The sequence below is a fragment of the Pseudomonas vanderleydeniana genome, assembly GCF_014268755.2.
GTDB lineage: Bacteria > Pseudomonadota > Gammaproteobacteria > Pseudomonadales > Pseudomonadaceae > Aquipseudomonas > Aquipseudomonas vanderleydeniana.
Genome location: NZ_CP077093.1, coordinates 1,348,063 through 1,364,038, shown reverse-complemented (window position 1 = coordinate 1,364,038; position 15,976 = coordinate 1,348,063). Strand labels below are relative to the sequence as shown.

At 61.9% G+C, this 15,976-nt stretch carries 15 protein-coding genes; 7 read left to right on the top strand and 8 right to left on the bottom strand.

Translation table 11 applies throughout. From position 1 onward, the window contains the following. Nucleotides 1–136 precede the first annotated feature (136 nt). Both HU752_RS06060 and HU752_RS06055 read left to right on the top strand, forming a co-directional pair. Nucleotides 137–985, top strand: a complete 849-nt coding sequence (locus tag HU752_RS06060; protein ID WP_186681094.1) for an AraC family transcriptional regulator — start codon at nucleotides 137–139, stop codon at nucleotides 983–985. A gap of 96 nt (nucleotides 986–1,081) precedes the next feature. Next, entirely contained in the window at nucleotides 1,082–1,693 is a 612-nt protein-coding gene (locus tag HU752_RS06055) for a DedA family protein (protein WP_186681096.1), read from the top strand. On the opposite strand, the gene HU752_RS06050 is transcribed toward HU752_RS06055, so the two are convergent. The 8 genes from HU752_RS06050 to hmpA form a co-directional block, all read right to left on the bottom strand. Further along, complete coding sequence (locus HU752_RS06050) at nucleotides 1,658–3,283, bottom strand: methyl-accepting chemotaxis protein (protein ID WP_186681098.1); 1,626 nt, start codon at nucleotides 3,281–3,283, stop codon at nucleotides 1,658–1,660. The genes HU752_RS06055 and HU752_RS06050 overlap by 36 nt on opposite strands. 608 nt (nucleotides 3,284–3,891) lie before the next feature. Further along, nucleotides 3,892–4,779, bottom strand: coding sequence for a heme o synthase (gene cyoE / locus HU752_RS06045; RefSeq protein ID WP_054060158.1), 888 nt, complete (start codon nucleotides 4,777–4,779; stop codon nucleotides 3,892–3,894). A 10-nt stretch (nucleotides 4,780–4,789) separates the two neighbouring features. Next, entirely contained in the window at nucleotides 4,790–5,119 is a 330-nt protein-coding gene (gene cyoD, locus HU752_RS06040; RefSeq protein ID WP_186681100.1) for a cytochrome o ubiquinol oxidase subunit IV, read from the bottom strand. Then, nucleotides 5,120–5,746 carry a cytochrome o ubiquinol oxidase subunit III gene (locus tag HU752_RS06035; protein ID WP_186681102.1) on the bottom strand — a complete coding sequence of 209 codons (627 nt, stop codon included), beginning with the start codon at nucleotides 5,744–5,746 and terminating at the stop codon, nucleotides 5,120–5,122. It abuts the gene before it with no gap. A gap of 3 nt (nucleotides 5,747–5,749) precedes the next feature. Next, nucleotides 5,750–7,768: a cytochrome o ubiquinol oxidase subunit I gene (gene cyoB, locus HU752_RS06030; protein ID WP_186681104.1), complete on the bottom strand. Its 2,019-nt coding sequence runs from the start codon at nucleotides 7,766–7,768 to the stop codon at nucleotides 5,750–5,752. 3 nt (nucleotides 7,769–7,771) lie between these two features. Continuing rightward, nucleotides 7,772–8,698: a ubiquinol oxidase subunit II gene (gene cyoA / locus HU752_RS06025; RefSeq protein ID WP_186681233.1), complete on the bottom strand. Its 927-nt coding sequence runs from the start codon at nucleotides 8,696–8,698 to the stop codon at nucleotides 7,772–7,774. A gap of 784 nt (nucleotides 8,699–9,482) precedes the next feature. Further along, nucleotides 9,483–9,992 (bottom strand): disulfide bond formation protein B, encoded by a 510-nt coding sequence (locus HU752_RS06020; protein ID WP_186681106.1) that lies wholly within the window; start codon nucleotides 9,990–9,992, stop codon nucleotides 9,483–9,485. 327 nt (nucleotides 9,993–10,319) lie between these two features. Next, nucleotides 10,320–11,501: an NO-inducible flavohemoprotein gene (gene hmpA / locus HU752_RS06015; RefSeq protein WP_186681108.1), complete on the bottom strand. Its 1,182-nt coding sequence runs from the start codon at nucleotides 11,499–11,501 to the stop codon at nucleotides 10,320–10,322. 155 nt (nucleotides 11,502–11,656) lie between these two features. On the opposite strand from hmpA, the gene norR reads away from it, so the two are divergent. The 5 genes from norR to HU752_RS05990 all read left to right on the top strand — a co-directional run bounded on the left by norR (nucleotide 11,657) and on the right by HU752_RS05990 (nucleotide 15,972). After that, nucleotides 11,657–13,207, top strand: a complete 1,551-nt coding sequence (gene norR, locus HU752_RS06010) for a nitric oxide reductase transcriptional regulator NorR (RefSeq protein WP_186681110.1) — start codon at nucleotides 11,657–11,659, stop codon at nucleotides 13,205–13,207. 157 nt (nucleotides 13,208–13,364) lie between these two features. Then, nucleotides 13,365–14,267, top strand: coding sequence for a chemotaxis protein (locus HU752_RS06005; RefSeq protein ID WP_186681112.1), 903 nt, complete (start codon nucleotides 13,365–13,367; stop codon nucleotides 14,265–14,267). A 1-nt stretch (nucleotide 14,268) separates the two neighbouring features. Further along, the gene (locus HU752_RS06000; protein WP_186681114.1) at nucleotides 14,269–14,760 is read left to right on the top strand and encodes a GNAT family N-acetyltransferase; all 492 of its coding nucleotides are present in this window, start codon (nucleotides 14,269–14,271) and stop codon (nucleotides 14,758–14,760) included. A 37-nt stretch (nucleotides 14,761–14,797) separates the two neighbouring features. Continuing rightward, entirely contained in the window at nucleotides 14,798–15,121 is a 324-nt protein-coding gene (locus HU752_RS05995; protein WP_186681116.1) for a hypothetical protein, read from the top strand. Between the two features lie 98 nt (nucleotides 15,122–15,219). Beyond that, nucleotides 15,220–15,972, top strand: coding sequence for a YkgJ family cysteine cluster protein (locus HU752_RS05990; RefSeq protein WP_186681118.1), 753 nt, complete (start codon nucleotides 15,220–15,222; stop codon nucleotides 15,970–15,972). Nucleotides 15,973–15,976: the final 4 nt, after the last annotated feature.

Here is a 15,976-nt window from a genome sequence, read left to right as displayed (position 1 = left end):
TCGTTTGAAGTGACGGGCCTGCCGGAAGTGGCGGTTTGAACGTGGGGCCATGATGGCGAAAACACGTTTACGAATGGCGTCTTTTTGTCGATGATATGAGGCAGATCGTCTAAATCACTCTACGAGACCCCCTTTCATGGATCGCCTGTCGACCCTGCTGACCCACTTCGGCATCGCCGCCAACACGTTCCACAGCGGTCCGCTGCAGGCCCCGATCGAGGTCGATGGCACAGAGCCCTGCGGCCATGTGCATCTGCTCAAGAGCGGCCGGCTCAGCCTGGGGGCAGGTGGCAGGACGCTGCGTATCGAGGAACCGAGCCTGGTCCTCATTCCCCGCCCCCTGCCCCACCACCTGGTCGCCAGCGAGGCCGATGCGGCGGAACTGGTCTGTGCCTCACTGCGTTTCGATGGGGGCATCGACAACCCGCTGTCGGTCGCCCTGTCCGAGACTATCGTCATGCCACTTGATGCCGTGCCGATGATCGAAGGCACGCTGGACTGGCTGTTCGGCGAAGCCTTCGCCGAGCACTGCGGTCGCGAAGCGGTGATGAACCGCCTGTTCGAGCTGATGGTGATCCAGTTCCTGCGCCACATGATGGCCTACCACAGCATGACCACCGGGATGATGGCGGGCCTGGCCGACCTGCGCCTGGCCAAGGCCATGACCATGATGCACAACCATCCCGAACGGCCCTGGACCGTGGCCGAACTGGCGCAGGAGGCGAACATGTCGCGCGCCAGTTTCGCCGCGCACTTTCACCGGGTGGTCGGCCAGACGCCGGCGGACTATGTGCTCAGCTGGCGCGTCAGCCTGGCCCAGAAGCGCCTGCGCGAAGGGCGGCCGATCGCCCTGATTGCCGATGAGGTCGGCTACGAAAGCCCCTCGGCGCTGGCCCGGGCCTTCCGTCGCAAGATCGGCGAAAGCCCCCGCGAATGGCTGGGGCGTCAGTCGAACGAGCTGAAAGACACTGCCCAGCCGCTCTGAGACGGTTGCCGGGCACTTTCGCCCCGGCGGCCGATCAGACCCTACAAGGGCTCCGCCCGGCTGCCCATGGACTGCAACACGGATCGACTTGCGCCTATGTTCGAACACATCGACTTCACCTACCTGCTCGCCAGCTACGGCTATTGGGCGATCTTCATCGGCTGCCTGCTGGAAGGCGAAACCATCCTGATACTCGGCGGGGTGGCGGCACACCAGGGGGTGCTGCAACTGTGGACGGTGATTTTCTGGGCCAGCCTCGGCGGCATGCTCGGCGACCAGCTGCTGTTCTGGGCCGGACGCTTCTTCGGTGCCCGCCTGCTACCGCGTCTGCACCGCCAGCAGGCGGCGATCGACCGGGTGACCGGGCTGATCGTGCGGCACCCGCTGGTGTCGGTGTTTTCCGTGCGCTTTCTCTACGGCATGCGCCTGGTCGGCCCACTGGTGATCGGCGCCAGCGGCCTGTCGCCGCTGCGCTTCAGTCTGATCAATCTGTTCGGGGCGGTGGTCTGGGCCACTCTGTTCGCCTCCGGTGGCTATTGGGCCGGCGAGTTTCTCGAACAGGTGTTCGGTAACCTCAAGCCCTATCGCCTGCCCATCGCCGTCGGCGTGGTGCTGCTGATGGCCGGTATCGCCCTGGTCCGGCACCTGGTTGCCCGGCGCAAGGCGCGCCGGTCAGACGCGAAACTGCCCGACCATCCCACGCAGTGAGTTGGCCAGTTGCGCCAGCTCGTGGCTGGAGGCACTGGTCTGGTCGGCACCGGCCGCCGAACGCAGCGACAGGTCACGGATGTTCACCAGGTTGCGATCGACCTCACGGGCCACCTGGGCCTGCTCCTCGGCGGCGCTGGCAATCACCAGGTTGCGCTCATGGATCTGGCTCACCGAGGCCGTGATGGTCTTCAGCGCATCACCCGCGCGCTCGGCCAGGACCAGGGTGCTGGCAGCGCGCCGGGAGCTGGCCTGCATCGAATCCAGAGCCTGGGTCGAGCTGCTGCGCATGCCCTGCACCATCTGTTCGATTTCCTGGGTGGATTGCTGTGTCCGGTAGGCCAGGGCCCGGACCTCGTCGGCCACCACCGCGAAACCACGCCCGCTCTCACCGGCACGGGCCGCCTCGATGGCGGCGTTGAGGGCGAGCAGGTTGGTCTGCTCGGCAATCGCCCGGATCACATCGAGCACCTTGCCGATGTCCTGGGACTGGGCAGCCAGTGACTGCACCAGCTCACCGGTCTGCTCCACCTCGCCGGCCAGGGCATTGATCGCCTCGGCCGTTTCACTGACGCGCTCCTGGCCCAACTGGGCCGACTCACTGGATTCGCGGGTGGCTTCGGACGTGGACACGGCATTGCGCGCCACTTCTTCCACCGCAGCGGTCATTTCGTTGACCGCGGTGGCCGCCTGCTCGATTTCGTTGTTCTGCTGCTGCAGGTCACGGGTACTGTTGAGGGTCACCGCATTCAGTTCATCCGCCGCAGTTGCCAGTTGCACCGACGAACCGGTGATGCCCTGCAAGGTGTTGCGCAGCGTCTGCTGCATGGTCGCCAGCGACTCGAGCAGATGAGTCACCTCATCATTGCCACGCGCCTCGATATTCTGGGTCAGGTCGCCACGGGCGACGTTCTGCGCAGCGCCCAGCGCCTCGCCCAGCGGCTTGACGATGCTGCGGGTGAGCAACATCGCCAGGGCCACGGTGGCCAGGGCCGCCAGCACGATGAACAGGATGACGATGGTCCGCGAGTTGCTGTAATGCGCCTCGGACTTCACGCTTTCGGCCTCGACCCGCTTGCTGAACAGGTCGGCCAGGTCGTTCAGTTGCTTGCCGGAACCATCGACCACGGTCTTCATGTCCACCAGCAGCAGCTTGTTCAGGTCGTCCCGTCGCCCCTGCTCGGCCAGGGTGAACGATTGGGCGATGCCGGAACGGTAGGCGGCGAAGGTCGACTTGAACTGGTCGTACAACACCCGGGTCTCCGGGGTGGTCACCAGCTTGTCGTAGGCGACGATCTTCTCGCTCAGTTCCTTGTCGCGGGTATCCATCTGGGCGCGGTAGGTGGCGACGTTTTTCGGGTCCGGGTCCAGCGCCATGCGCAAGGAGATCGTCCGGATGCGCAGCATCAGCTCGCGAATCTCGTCACCCCCGCGAATACTCGGCAACCATTGGGTTTCTACCGCCACTTCACTGTCGCGGATACTCGACATTTTCTCCAGGGCGAAGAGGCCGAGGAAAGCCACGAGAACGGCAATCAGGGCAAACCCGAGCGCTGCGCGCGGCGCGATATTCATTTGGCGAAGAAGCATGGCGGCCTTTTTCCTGGGATGATCCGAAGTGAAGTAGCGTGGGCATGGCTGCCGACGGTTGGCATTCTATCGGCAAGTGATATGACAACTTGAAGTGCACTTCGGAAAATAGCAGGTGCCGGCAATCACCGCTGGACAACCAGGCAATCCACGCCGGAATGGCCGAAGGCCGGCTTGCCCGCCCCGACCGCTCTAGGGCGCCCTTTACCCGGCAGCCGTCACGATCGAGTGCTGGTAATGGATGAATGAAACGTCACTTTTCCACAGGCAACAAAAAACCCGCCTAAGCGGGTTCTTTGTTGCCCATCACGACTCCTGTCATCGACCGTCCTGGTCCGGGCCTGTCGTCCCTGAAGCTGTACACATCCTTGCGCAGCAGCAGTAGGTGTAGATTAAGCCTACCCGGGAATCGTCAACAGAGGAGATCACTGCCAGCGCGTGTAAGCCTTTCGCCATACCTCTGCGCTGTTCGCGAGCATGGGAGGCATTGGGCCTGCACCCATGCCCCACCCGGTCGGTCTACTGATCCCCTCCAGGCGGCCCGCTGGCAGACAAAAAAAAGCCCCGCTCTTCTCTCGAAGGCGGGGCTTTTCCGTCATGCGGGTCACTCAGTGCGCATAAGTCAGCAACAACTCGGTCGGCACTTTGAAATCCAGGGACATCATCACGCTCAGGGCGGTAATGGTGAAGATCGAGAACACGAACAGCTTGCGTGCCCAGACCGTGTCATCCACCGCCTTGTAGCCGGTCCAGGCCATGTACAACCAGTACATGCCCATGGCGGCGGCCACTGCGAGGTAGCTCATGCCGGCATAGCCGCTGAAAGTCAGCATCAGCGTCGCTGCGACGAAAGCCAGGATGTAGAGCAGGATGTGCTTCTTGGCGACCACGATCCCGCGCTTCACTGGCAGCACCGGAATCGATGCGGCCAGGTAATCGTTGAAGCGGAAGATCGCGATGGCGTAGGAATGCGGCATCTGCCACAGGCTGAACATCACCAGCAGCGTCAATGCCGCCATGTCGAAGCTGTTGCTGACCGCAACGTAACCGATCACCGGTGGCATCGCCCCCGACAGACTGCCGATCAGCGTGCCGTGAACCGACTTGCGCTTGAAATACAGGCTGTAGAGGCCGACGTAGATGACGAAGCCGATTACCGCGAACAGCGCCGCCAACGGGTTGGCGACGCGATACAGCAAGGCCACGCCGGCGACGCCGAGGACGGTCGCGTAGACCAGCGCCAGCTTCAGGGAGATGAGGCCCTGGACCAGCACGCGGTTCTTGGTGCGCTCCATCTTCAGGTCGATGTCACGGTCGATGCAGTTGTTGAACACGCAACCGGACGCTACCACCAGCGAAGTGCCGATCATGGCCGCCAGGAAGATGGCCAGATCGACATGCCCCTTGGAGGCCAGGAAGAAACCACCCGCCACAGAAAGCACGTTACCGAAAATGATCCCCGGTTTGGTGATTTGGATAAAGTGCTTGAGCGACATCGGGTTTACCTCACTTCGCCATCATGACGGCGTGGATAGTGAACATGATCCACAGCGACAGACCTACCAGCAGGACGATCACCAGCGCCGCGAAAATGAACGCGATCACGTTGTTGCGTTGCGCGGCGGAGCGGTCCAGGTGCAGGAAGTACACCAGGTGCACCAGCACCTGGATCACTGCGAAGATCAGCACGATCCACAGGGTCGCGGCTTTGGGCAGCGACGGGTACATCACCAGGCCGAACGGGATGGCAGTCAGGATGATCGACAGGATGAAGCCGATCATGTAGGACTTCACGCTGCCATGGTTGGCATCACTGGAATGGTGTGCATTAGCCATTTACAGGGTCCCCATCAGGTAAACAACGGTGAATACGCAGATCCACACGACGTCCAGGAAGTGCCAGAACAGGCTCAGGCAGCTCAGGCGAGTGGTGTTGGTCGGCGTCAGGCCCTTTTTCCAGACCTGGTACATCATCACGGCCATCCAGATCAGGCCGCTGGTGACGTGCAGACCGTGGGTCCCGACCAGGGTGAAGAAACCGGACAGGAAGCCGCTGCGGTTAGGACCGTAGCCTTCTTCGATCAGCTTGTGGAATTCGTTGATTTCCATGCCGATGAAGCCCAGGCCGAACAGGAAGGTGATCGCCAACCAGCCCAGTACCTGGCCTTTCTTGCCCTTGAACAACGCCAGCATGGCGAAGCCGTAGGTGATCGAGCTGAGCAACAGGCAGGCGGTTTCGCCCAGCACGTATGGCAGCTCGAAGATGTCGTGGCCCGACGGGCCACCCGCTACGTTGTTAACCAGTACCGCGTACGCTGCGAAGATCGACGCAAACAGGATGCAGTCGGTCATCAGGTAGAGCCAGAAACCGAATACGGTCATCTCGCCCGAGTCGTGGTGGTGGTCATCGTGCCCATGGTCATGACCATGGGCGTGTCCAGCATGAGTCACTGCATTCGACATGGTTTAAGCCTTTTCCAACGAGGTTTCAACACGGGAGGCCGGAATCACCTTGGCCTCGACCAGCACCTTGTGCTGTTCGGCTTCGATGCGTTCGATGGTCTCTACCGGCACCATGTAGCCCTGGTCATCACGGGCAGCATGGATGATGAAATAGATCACGGTACCTGCGAGGCTGGCGATCGCCATCCACCAGATGTGCCAGATCATCGCGAAACCGAAGACGGTCAGCAGAGCACCCATGACCAGGCCGGTCGCGGTGTTGTTCGGCATGTGGATCGGCTGGTAACGCTTTGGCACGCTGTAGGCAGTACCGTTTTCCTTGGCTTCGGTGAACGCGTCGACAGCGTCGGCTTTCGGCAGTTCGGCGAAGTTGTAGAACGGAGGTGGCGACGAGGTCGACCATTCCAGGGTGTGGCCGTTCCATGGGTCGCCGGTCACGTCCAGGTTCTGCTTGCGATCACGTACGCTGACGTAGATCTGGATCAGCTGCGAAGCGATACCGAAGGCGATCAGGATCGCACCCACGAAGGCAACGTACAGGTACGGTACCCACTCAGGGTTGGTGGTGGCGTTCAGGCGACGGGTCATGCCCATGAAGCCCAGAGCGTAGAGCGGCATGAACGCAACGAAGAAGCCAGTGATCCAGAACCAGAATGCAGCCTTGCCCCAACCTTCATGCAGCTTGAAGCCGAAGGCTTTCGGGAACCAGAAGCTGAAGCCGGCGATGTAGCCGAATACCGCACCACCGATGATCACGTTGTGGAAGTGGGCAATAACGAACAGGCTGTTGTGCAGAACGAAGTCGGCACCTGGAACGGCCAGCAGAACGCCGGTCATGCCACCGATGGCGAAGGTCACCATGAAGCCCAGGGTCCACAGAACCTGGCTGGTGAAACGCAGGCGACCACGGTAGATGGTGAACAGCCAGTTGAACAGCTTCACCCCGGTCGGGATCGAGATCAGCATGGTCGCCAGGCCGAAGAAGGCGTTGACGTTCGCACCCGAACCCATGGTGAAGAAGTGGTGCAGCCAAACCATGAAACCCAGCACCGAGATCGCGCCGCTGGCGTAGATCATCGAGTGGTGGCCGAACAGTTTCTTGCCGGAGAAGGTCGAGATGACTTCGGAGAACACACCGAAAGCCGGCAGGATCAGGATGTAAACCTCGGGGTGACCCCAGGCCCAGAACAGGTTGACGTACATCATCGGGTTGCCGCCGAGTTCATTGGTGAACACGTGGAAATCCAGATAACGGTCGAGGGTCAGCAGTGCCAGGGTGGCGGTCAGGATCGGGAACGAAGCCACGATCAGGACGTTGGCCCAGGTGCAGGTCCAGGTGAAGATCGGCATGTCCATCAGTTTCATGCCAGGAGTACGCATCTTCAGTACGGTCGCCAGGAAGTTGACCCCGGTCAACGTCGTACCCAGACCCGATAGCTGCAGCGCCCAGATGTAGTAGTCCACACCCACGCCCGGACTGTATTGCAGCCCCGACAGCGGCGGATAGGCAACCCAACCGGTCTTGGCGAACTCGCCAACGCCCAGGGACAGGTTGATCAGCACCACGCCGGAAACCAGCAGCCAGAAGCTCAGGGAGTTCAGGAACGGGTAGGCAACGTCACGCGCACCGATCTGCAGCGGCACGACGATGTTCATCAGGCCGGTGAAGAATGGCATCGCCATGAAAATGATCATGATCACACCGTGGGCGGTGAAGATCTGGTCATAGTGGTGAGGAGGCAGGTAGCCAGGCGAACCCTCGGTGGCCATGGCCAGCTGGGAACGCATCATGATCGCGTCGGCGAAGCCGCGCAGCAGCATGACCATGGCGACGACGATGTACATCACGCCGATTTTCTTGTGGTCGACCGAAGTCAGCCACTCGGACCACAGGTAGGTCCACTTCTTGAAGTAGGTGATGGCCGCGAAGACCGCCAGGCCACCGATCGCGATCATGGCGAGTGTCACCATGACGATCGGTTCGTGGAACGGGACCGCGTCCCAACTTAATTTACCAAACATCGTTTACTCCTCTGCCCCGGCAGCTGAATGCGAACCTTCCGTTGCGGCCACTTCTTTCTTCTCGTGCTCGACCGGCTTGCCTGGTTTCATGCCTTCGTACTTGTCGACGATGATCTGGAACAGGTTCGGCGTGACGGAAGAATAAAGCTCGACCGGGTTGTCCTGGCTCGGCTTGGAAAGTTCTGCGTATTCGGCTTGTTCAAGCTGTTTAGGTGACTGCTTGACCTCAGCTACCCAGGCATCGAAATCCGCCTGGCTGGTTGCGATCGCTTTGAATTTCATACCGGTGAAGCCGGCACCGCTGTAGTTGGCGGAGATACCTTCGTACACGTGATTCTCGTTGGAGATCAGGTGCAGCTTGGTCTGCATGCCAGCCATTGCGTAGATCTGGCCACCCAGGCCCGGGATGAAGAACGAGTTCATCACGGAGTCAGAGGTGATCCGGAAGTTGACTGGGGTGTTGGCCGGGAAGACCAGCTTGTTGACGGTGGCGATACCCTGGTCCGGGTAGATGAACAGCCACTTCCAGTCCAGCGAAACCACTTCGACGTTGATCGGCTTGACGTCGGATTCCAGCGGACGATACGGGTCCAGGGCGTGGGTCGACTTGTAGGTCACGATGCCCAGGAACAGGATGATGATGGCCGGAACAGCCCAGACCACGATTTCGATCTTGGTCGAGTGGTTCCATTTCGGCGCGTAGGTGGCGTCCTTGTTCGATGCACGGTATTTCCATGCAAAGGCAAGGGTCATAAAGATCACCGGCACCACGACCAACAGCATCAGCAGCGTGGCGGTGATGATCAGGTTACGTTCGTCCAGGCCTACCTGACCTTTGGGGTCAAGCAAGGTCATGTTGCACCCTCCCAGCAACAACGTGCCGAGCAGCGGCAATAAGCCTAGCAATCTGGGGTACCTAGTTTTACTCATCTCACGACCTCTAAAGCAGCTTGCGCAATGCAGTTGGGTTTTGATCGCCAACACTTCACCCTGCCAAGGGTTGGCATTTTTCTTCAATTGAATAAGGGCCTGCCCTTCGCGCTGATCGCTGATCGGCACATCCGGAGCTGGCAGTGAGTCTTATTCGATTTCGTCGGTCAAAGGCCTTGTTACAGACCAATTCCATTTGGTGCGGATACTTGGAAGGTTGCCTGCACCCGGGATCGCATGGCACCTTTTGGCCCCTGTGCCCGCTCAAAAAATGAACGACGCAGGACACTCAGTGCGGGCGATTGTAGATATGTCGGGTTTTATAAACCATGTCTCATCCTGAAATATTTTTTATCAAGTGGCGCAACAATCCTTCGCCGTTTTTGCAATGATACAGAATCGTATCGCTTTTCATTCTCAACAAGAAGCACTGATACGTTCTTCTATCGGACAATCTGCTATGCTCCGCCAGGCCTCCTGAAACACCCTACGAGGCGGCTCTACCCCCTGTAAAACGGGGGCCATGGCAAGTATTGGGGCGCCTGAAAGAGGCTCCCGGCGAGGGATACGGGAGAAAATCGGCGAACGGAACTTTCCCGGGAATTGTTGTCGATTGGACAGGCCTCAACGAACCGAAAGGCCCCCCTGCGCACCCTGCGACGTGACAATATGTCGCACTTTTTTCGGGCCTTTTGTTGCCTTTCGTCACGGTCATTTTTACCGGCTTCCAGACACGAAAACGCCCCGATTCCGGGCTACGGAACCGGGGCGCCCGAGAGGCCGCTCAGCGAGCGTTCTTACGGTTGCGGTAGATACCCAGCGGCACCAGCACCACGGTCAGCACGAAGGCTACCAGGGCCCACTGCGCGAGGGACAAACCAAGCACCGGCGGATATGGGGTTTCGCAGAAGCCATCGACCTGGAAGCCCAGCGGGAACAGTTTGGCCAGCGGCAGGCCGTCGACGATCGGCTGCAGCACATCGATGCCACAACTGACCTGCGGAAAGGCCTGGATGTAGACATGCCGGCCCGCCACCGCGAGGCCGCCGATCGCGCTCAGCCATGCCAGCCCTTCAAGCACCGACAGGCTGCGCCGGGTCGGCATCGCGGCGCCGATGAAGGCGAAGATCGCGATGAACAGCAAGGCGTAGCGTTGCAGGATACACAGCGGGCAAGGCGCTTCGCCCAGCACCACCTGCATGTACAGCGCACCGCCGATCAGGGCCAGGCAGATCCCCCCCAGCAGGACGAGAAAGCGCTTTTCCCGTCCCAACCGCATCATTTCGTCATTCATCCCATTTCCCTTATGACTCGTTATTGGATCGGCCGCAGGGCAGTGCTGGCGGCAGCTGCAACAGGCCGAGGTTGCCTTCGTCCGGCGCACGGGGCGCCATCCGGGCGTGGTCGATCCCTGGTTCGCCAGTCTACACGCAGGAGATGACCTTTGAGCGTATCGAACAGCCGAGAACGGCAGATGCGCCGATCAACTCCGGCGAATTAACGCGAAGTCGATTAAAGGCGGATTAACCACGGAGGGATTTTGCCGACATGAAAAAGCCCCGTGGCAGCCGGGCTGCACGGGGCTTGTCGGGAAAGCTACGAAACAACGGTGGGAACTGCCTTACTCCAGGGCGGCAGCCGGACCGAAGAACTCATAGCGGCTCTGCTTTTCCGGCACGCCCAGGGCCTTCAGGTGGCGCTTGATCGCGCCCATGAAGCCTTTCGGCCCCAGGAAGTAGGCGTCCAGGTCGCGCTGTTCCGGCAACCACTGGGCCAACTGCTCCTGGCTCAGCAGGCCGATCTTGTCCGCCGCCGGGCTCACCCCGTCATCCTCGGCGTAGCAGTAGAAGCGCTTGAGCTGCGGATGACGTTCGGCCAGGGCGTCGACCCAGTCACGGAAGGCATGCACCGCACCATTGCGCGCGCAATGGATGAAATGCACCGGCCGCTGGGTCGCCAACGCCGCTTCCAGCATCGGCAGGGTCGGGGTGATACCGACACCGCCACTGATCAGCACCAGCGGCTTGTCACTGGCGACCAGGGTGAAATCGCCCGCAGGCGGGAACAGGTCAACGGTCGCACCGACTGCCAACTGATCATGCAGGTAACCCGAGACCCGGCCACCCGCCTCGCGCTTGACGCTGATACGGTACTGCCCGGCCTTCGCCAGCGCCGACAGGGAATAGTTGCGACGCAGTTCCTCGCCATCGATGAGCAGCTTCATGCCGATGTACTGCCCCGGTTCGAAGGCCAGGATCGCCTGGCCGTCGACCGGCTCGAAATAGAAGGAAGTGATTTCCGCACTCTCCTCGACCTTGGCCACCAGCTTGAACGGACGGCTGCCACGCCAGCCGCCCGGTGCGACAGCCTTCTCGTCATAGATCGCGGCCTCGGCACCGATCAGGATGTCGGCCAACTGGTTATAGGCAGCGCCCCAGGCCGCAAGCACCTCGGGCGTGGCGATTTCCTCGCCGAGCACTTCACGGATGGCCCGCAGCAGGCAGGCGCCGACAATCGGGTAATGCTCGGGAAGGATCTGCAGTGCAACATGCTTGTTGATGATCTTCGCCACCAGGTCGCCCAACTGGTCGAGCTGGTCGATGTGCCGGGCATACATCAGCACACCGTTGGCCAGGGCACGGGGCTGGTCGCCGCTGGCCTGGTGGGCCTGGTTGAACAGCGGGCGCACCTGCGGGTACTCGGACAGCATCATCCGGTAGAAATGGGTGGTCAGTGCCTCACCACCGCTTTCCAGCAGGGGCACGGTCGATTTGACGATGGCACGGTCTTGGGCGCTCAGCATGGGTCAACTCCTGGATATGAGGATGTACCTGAATTGACCTGGGTCAATCACACTTCATGCCAAGAATAAAAACCTTAAAAATCAAACAGTTAAAATAATAATAGTCATAATGACCACGCAGACCTTATAGTCAGCCTGACACCACAGGAGTCAATATGACTGCAAAGCCCCTGCTGACCGCCCTCTTGCCGCTGGTGGCGGACCTTTCCCGGGAACTGCCCGAAAGCGAACGTTATCGTCGCCTGCTCGACGCGATGCGAGCCCTGCTGCCCTGCGACGCCGCCGCCCTGCTTCGCCTGGATGGCGAATCGCTGGTCCCGCTGGCGGTCGACGGCTTGAGCCCGGACACCCTGGGCCGGCGCTTCAAGGTCAGCGAGCACCCGCGCTTCCAGATCCTGCTCGACGCCAAGGGGCCGGTGCGCTTTGACAGCGATAGCGAGCTGCCGGACCCTTACGACGGCCTGGTCGATGGCTTGACCGAACACCTGGAAGTGCACGACTGCCTGGGTTGCCCGCTGTTCATCGACGAACGTCCCTGGGGCCTGCTGACCCTCGATGCCCTCGACCCGGAACGCTTCGAACAGATCGAGCTCGATGCCCTGCAGGCATTCGCCAGCCTGGCCGCCGCGACCGTCAGCGCCGCCGAGCGCATCGAGCGCCTGGCCCTGCGCGCCGAGGACGAACACCAGCGTGCCGAGCTCTATCGCCAGGCCAATGGTCCGCAACAGCGCGAGATGATCGGCCAGAGCAAGGCCCACAAGCGCCTGGTGGAAGAGATCAACCTGGTCGGCGGCAGCGACCTGACGGTGCTGATCACCGGTGAAACCGGAGTCGGCAAGGAACTGGTGGCGCAGGCGATCCACGCCGCCTCGCCACGCGCGGAAAAACCGATCATCAGCCTCAACTGCGCCGCGCTGCCGGACACACTGGTGGAAAGCGAGCTGTTCGGCCACGTCCGGGGCGCCTTCACCGGGGCGGTCGGCGACCGGCGTGGCAAGTTCGAGCTGGCCAATGGCGGCACGCTGTTTCTCGATGAGGTCGGCGAACTGTCGTTGAGCGTGCAGGCGAAACTGCTGCGGGTCTTGCAAAGCGGCCAGTTGCAGCGGCTGGGTTCGGACCGCGAACACCAGGTGGACGTACGCCTGATCGCGGCGACCAACCGCGACCTGGCCGAGGAAGTGCGCAACGGTCGCTACCGGGCGGACTTCTATCACCGCCTGAGCGTCTACCCGCTGCAGGTGCCGCCGCTGCGCGAGCGCGGTCGTGACGTGCTGCTGCTGAGCGGCTACTTCCTCGAACAGAACCGTTCGCGCATGGGCCTGGGCAGCCTGCGCCTGAGCCCGGATGCCCAGGCCGCGCTGCTGGCCTACAACTGGCCGGGCAACGTTCGCGAGCTCGAACACCTGATCGGCCGCAGTGCCCTGAAGGCCCTGGGCAACCGTCATGAGCGACCGAAGATCCTCAGCCTGGACGCCACCGACCTGGACCTGCCGACAGCCGCCAGCGAAACACCCGAGGCCCCCACCATCGCCCCGCAGAGCCTGCAGGGCGGGCTCGACTTGCGCCAGGCCACGGAGCAGTATCAACGCCAACTGATCAGTGCCTGCCTGGAACGTCACCAGCAGAACTGGGCCGCTGCGGCACGGGAACTGGGCCTGGACCGGGCGAACCTCGGCCGGCTCGCCAGGCGCCTGGGGCTCAAGTGAGCGCTACGCTACACCGCAGGAACGGTGCGCCCCAATCGGAACGGGCCAAGCCTGCGGCAATATTCACCTAAAGCCCGTCCGGCTCGGGTCGATAACCTGTAGATAACCGTTCAGGGCCGAACCTGCCCTGACGCAGCTCTTTGTACAGAAGGTTTTTATGTCCTCGAACAAAGCTCGCGCAGACTCGCTGTCACTGCTGCTCTTCACCTTGCGCAGCGGCAAGCTGATGGCGATCAACCTGCTTAAAGTCAGCGAAATCATCCCCTGCCCGCCGCTGACCAAGCTGCCCGAGTCCCACCCGCATGTCCGGGGCATCGCCACCCTGCGCGGCGCCTCGCTGTCGGTGATCGACCTGAGCCGGGCCATCGGCGAACGCCCGCTGGCGGACCCCGACGGTGGCTGCCTGATCGTCACCGATGTCAGCCGCTCCAAGCAGGGCCTGCACGTCCAGGCCGTGAGCAAGATCGTCCACTGCCTGACCACCGATATCCGCCCACCGCCCTTCGGCTCCGGCGGTCCCAAGGCGTTCATCACCGGGGTGACCCAGGTCGATGGCACGCTGGTGCAGGTGCTGGATATCGAAAAGGTCATCCATGTGATCGCCCCGACGCAGATCGAAGTCGCGCCGACCGAGCTGACCATGGAAGAAGCCGAACTGCTCGGCAATGCGCGGATCCTGGTGGTCGACGACAGCCAGGTGGCATTGCAGCAATCGGTCCATACCCTGCGCAACCTCGGCCTGACCTGCCATACCGCGCGTAGCGCCAAGGACGCCATCGGCTGCCTGCTGGACCTGCAAGGCACCGCCGAGCAGATCAACATCATCGTTTCGGACATCGAGATGTCGGAAATGGATGGCTATGCACTGACGCGCACCATTCGTGAAACCCCGGACTTCCAGGACCTCTACATCCTGCTGCACACCTCCCTGGACAGTGCCATGAACGCGGAAAAGGCACGCCAGGCCGGGGCCAACGCGGTACTGACGAAATTCTCCTCGCCCGAACTGACCAAATGCCTGATCAAGGCGGCCAGGACTGTTGCCGGGCAGGACTACTGAAATGCCTGACCAGCACTGCCTGCTGCTGCGCAAGGATCTCGACGGTTTGCTCGATGTGCCGAAATGGCCGACAGGCATTCGCCTGGGCGTGTTGCGTCCGGAACAGATGGAAGCGGTACATGCGCTGCTGGTCGAGGGCTACCGCGGCAACGGCATCGAGGTCGACGCTTACCCGCACTGGTGCGAACGCTTCATCACCGACGCCGAGTTCGACCCGGCTCTCTGCCTGATCGCCCTGGACGATCAGGGCCTGGTCGGCGTGGCCCAGTGCTGGACCAGCGCCTACATCAAGGACCTGGTGGTGCATCCCCGGCGCCGTGGCGAGGGACTGGGCCAGGCCCTGCTGCGTCACGTGTTCCAGGTCTTCGCCGCACGGGGCGAGGCCTTCGTCGATCTCAAGGTCATGGAAAACAACCTGCCGGCACGAAGCCTGTACGATGCCGCCGGCATGCGCTTCATCCAGCGCTATGAAGTCAGTCCGGCTCAGGCATAATCGCCTCTTTGCCGGATCCATCTTCAGGAGCCCCGCCATGAAAGCCTCCACCCTGATCCTCATCAGCCTCACTGCGCTCGCCACCCAGGCCCAGGCATCCAGCCCCGCCGAGTGGGCCGCCCACGACAAGGCGGTGCAGGCCAGCTGCATCAAGGCCAGCCATCTCAGGAACGTCAAGCAGGTGGGCAATCCGGCGCTGTTCGACGACAAGCTCGGCTATACCGCCCTGCTGCTGCGCGGTCATTACCCGCAGGCGCACATGAAGAACCAGGCCGGCACCGAGCTGTGCCTGTACAACCGCAAGAGCAAGACCGCCACCGTGACCGAATGGGACTCGGTGATGCCAGCCCGCAGCAACTGAGCGACTGGCGCGCAACTTGCTTCGCCAAGGGTCCATGCGGTGACGGCCTGTCGGGTTTGTGTCGCCGCGCCAGTCTTTTTCTTGTTGCCGGTCGACCGATGAACACCCATTTTTCCTGCGTAGGCTGCGGCAAGTGCTGCACCGATCACCATGTACCGCTGACCCTGGCCGAAGCCCGACAGTGGGCCAGCGATGGCGGCCAGGTGATCGTGCTGGTGGAAGCGTTCCTGCCGGACGGCACCGGGATCACCCCGGACCAGCGCGAACATGCGCAACGCCGCTCCTGGGGCGTGCCCTGTGGCAGCACCGAGGCACGCGTGGCCATCACCTTCGCCGCCTACAATGTCGGCCCCTGCCGGAATCTTGACGAGCGCCAGCTCTGCCGGATCTACGAGCGTCGCCCGCTGGTGTGCCGCATCTATCCGATGGAAATCAACCCGCACATCCCGCTCAGGCCGCAAGCCAAGGACTGCCCGCCGGAATCATGGCTGGCCGAACAACCGCTGCTGGTCAGCGATGGCCGCCTGGTGGATGCCGGGCTGGCACAACTGATCGAGGACTCTCGCCAGGCCGACCGTGACGACATCCGCGCCAAGGAAGCCATCTGTGCCCGCCTGGGCATCCACACCACGGCGCTCAAGGGGGATGGTTTCACAGCCTACCTGCCGCAGATGGCCGCGTTCGCCGAGGCCATCGACCAGGTGCAACGGCAGTCGCACTGGTGCGCCGAAGGCGAGTGGGCGTTTCACGTCTCCGGCGACGAACTGGCCGAGCGCTTGCGCGCCGCCGGGGCGCGAGTGGTCAGCGATACCCCGCTGACCTACACCTTCATTGCGTTGCGCGCGGCCTGAGCAG

Excerpts from the sequence above, each read along its gene's own strand:
- HU752_RS05990 (WP_186681118.1), top strand. The coding sequence starts at position 15,220 with ATGAACACCCATTTTTCCTGCGTAGGCTGCGGCAAGTGCTGCACCGAT.
- hmpA (WP_186681108.1), bottom strand. The coding sequence starts at position 11,501 with ATGCTGAGCGCCCAAGACCGTGCCATCGTCAAATCGACCGTGCCCCTG.
- HU752_RS06060 (WP_186681094.1), top strand. The coding sequence starts at position 137 with ATGGATCGCCTGTCGACCCTGCTGACCCACTTCGGCATCGCCGCCAAC.
- norR (WP_186681110.1), top strand. The coding sequence starts at position 11,657 with ATGACTGCAAAGCCCCTGCTGACCGCCCTCTTGCCGCTGGTGGCGGAC.
- cyoD (WP_186681100.1), bottom strand. The coding sequence starts at position 5,119 with ATGGCTAATGCACACCATTCCAGTGATGCCAACCATGGCAGCGTGAAG.
- HU752_RS06020 (WP_186681106.1), bottom strand. The coding sequence starts at position 9,992 with ATGAATGACGAAATGATGCGGTTGGGACGGGAAAAGCGCTTTCTCGTC.
- cyoB (WP_186681104.1), bottom strand. The coding sequence starts at position 7,768 with ATGTTTGGTAAATTAAGTTGGGACGCGGTCCCGTTCCACGAACCGATC.
- HU752_RS06000 (WP_186681114.1), top strand. The coding sequence starts at position 14,269 with ATGCCTGACCAGCACTGCCTGCTGCTGCGCAAGGATCTCGACGGTTTG.
- HU752_RS06005 (WP_186681112.1), top strand. The coding sequence starts at position 13,365 with ATGTCCTCGAACAAAGCTCGCGCAGACTCGCTGTCACTGCTGCTCTTC.
- HU752_RS06050 (WP_186681098.1), bottom strand. The coding sequence starts at position 3,283 with ATGCTTCTTCGCCAAATGAATATCGCGCCGCGCGCAGCGCTCGGGTTT.
- HU752_RS06035 (WP_186681102.1), bottom strand. The coding sequence starts at position 5,746 with ATGTCGAATGCAGTGACTCATGCTGGACACGCCCATGGTCATGACCAT.
- cyoE (WP_054060158.1), bottom strand. The coding sequence starts at position 4,779 with ATGTCGCTCAAGCACTTTATCCAAATCACCAAACCGGGGATCATTTTC.
- cyoA (WP_186681233.1), bottom strand. The coding sequence starts at position 8,698 with ATGAGTAAAACTAGGTACCCCAGATTGCTAGGCTTATTGCCGCTGCTC.
- HU752_RS05995 (WP_186681116.1), top strand. The coding sequence starts at position 14,798 with ATGAAAGCCTCCACCCTGATCCTCATCAGCCTCACTGCGCTCGCCACC.
- HU752_RS06055 (WP_186681096.1), top strand. The coding sequence starts at position 1,082 with ATGTTCGAACACATCGACTTCACCTACCTGCTCGCCAGCTACGGCTAT.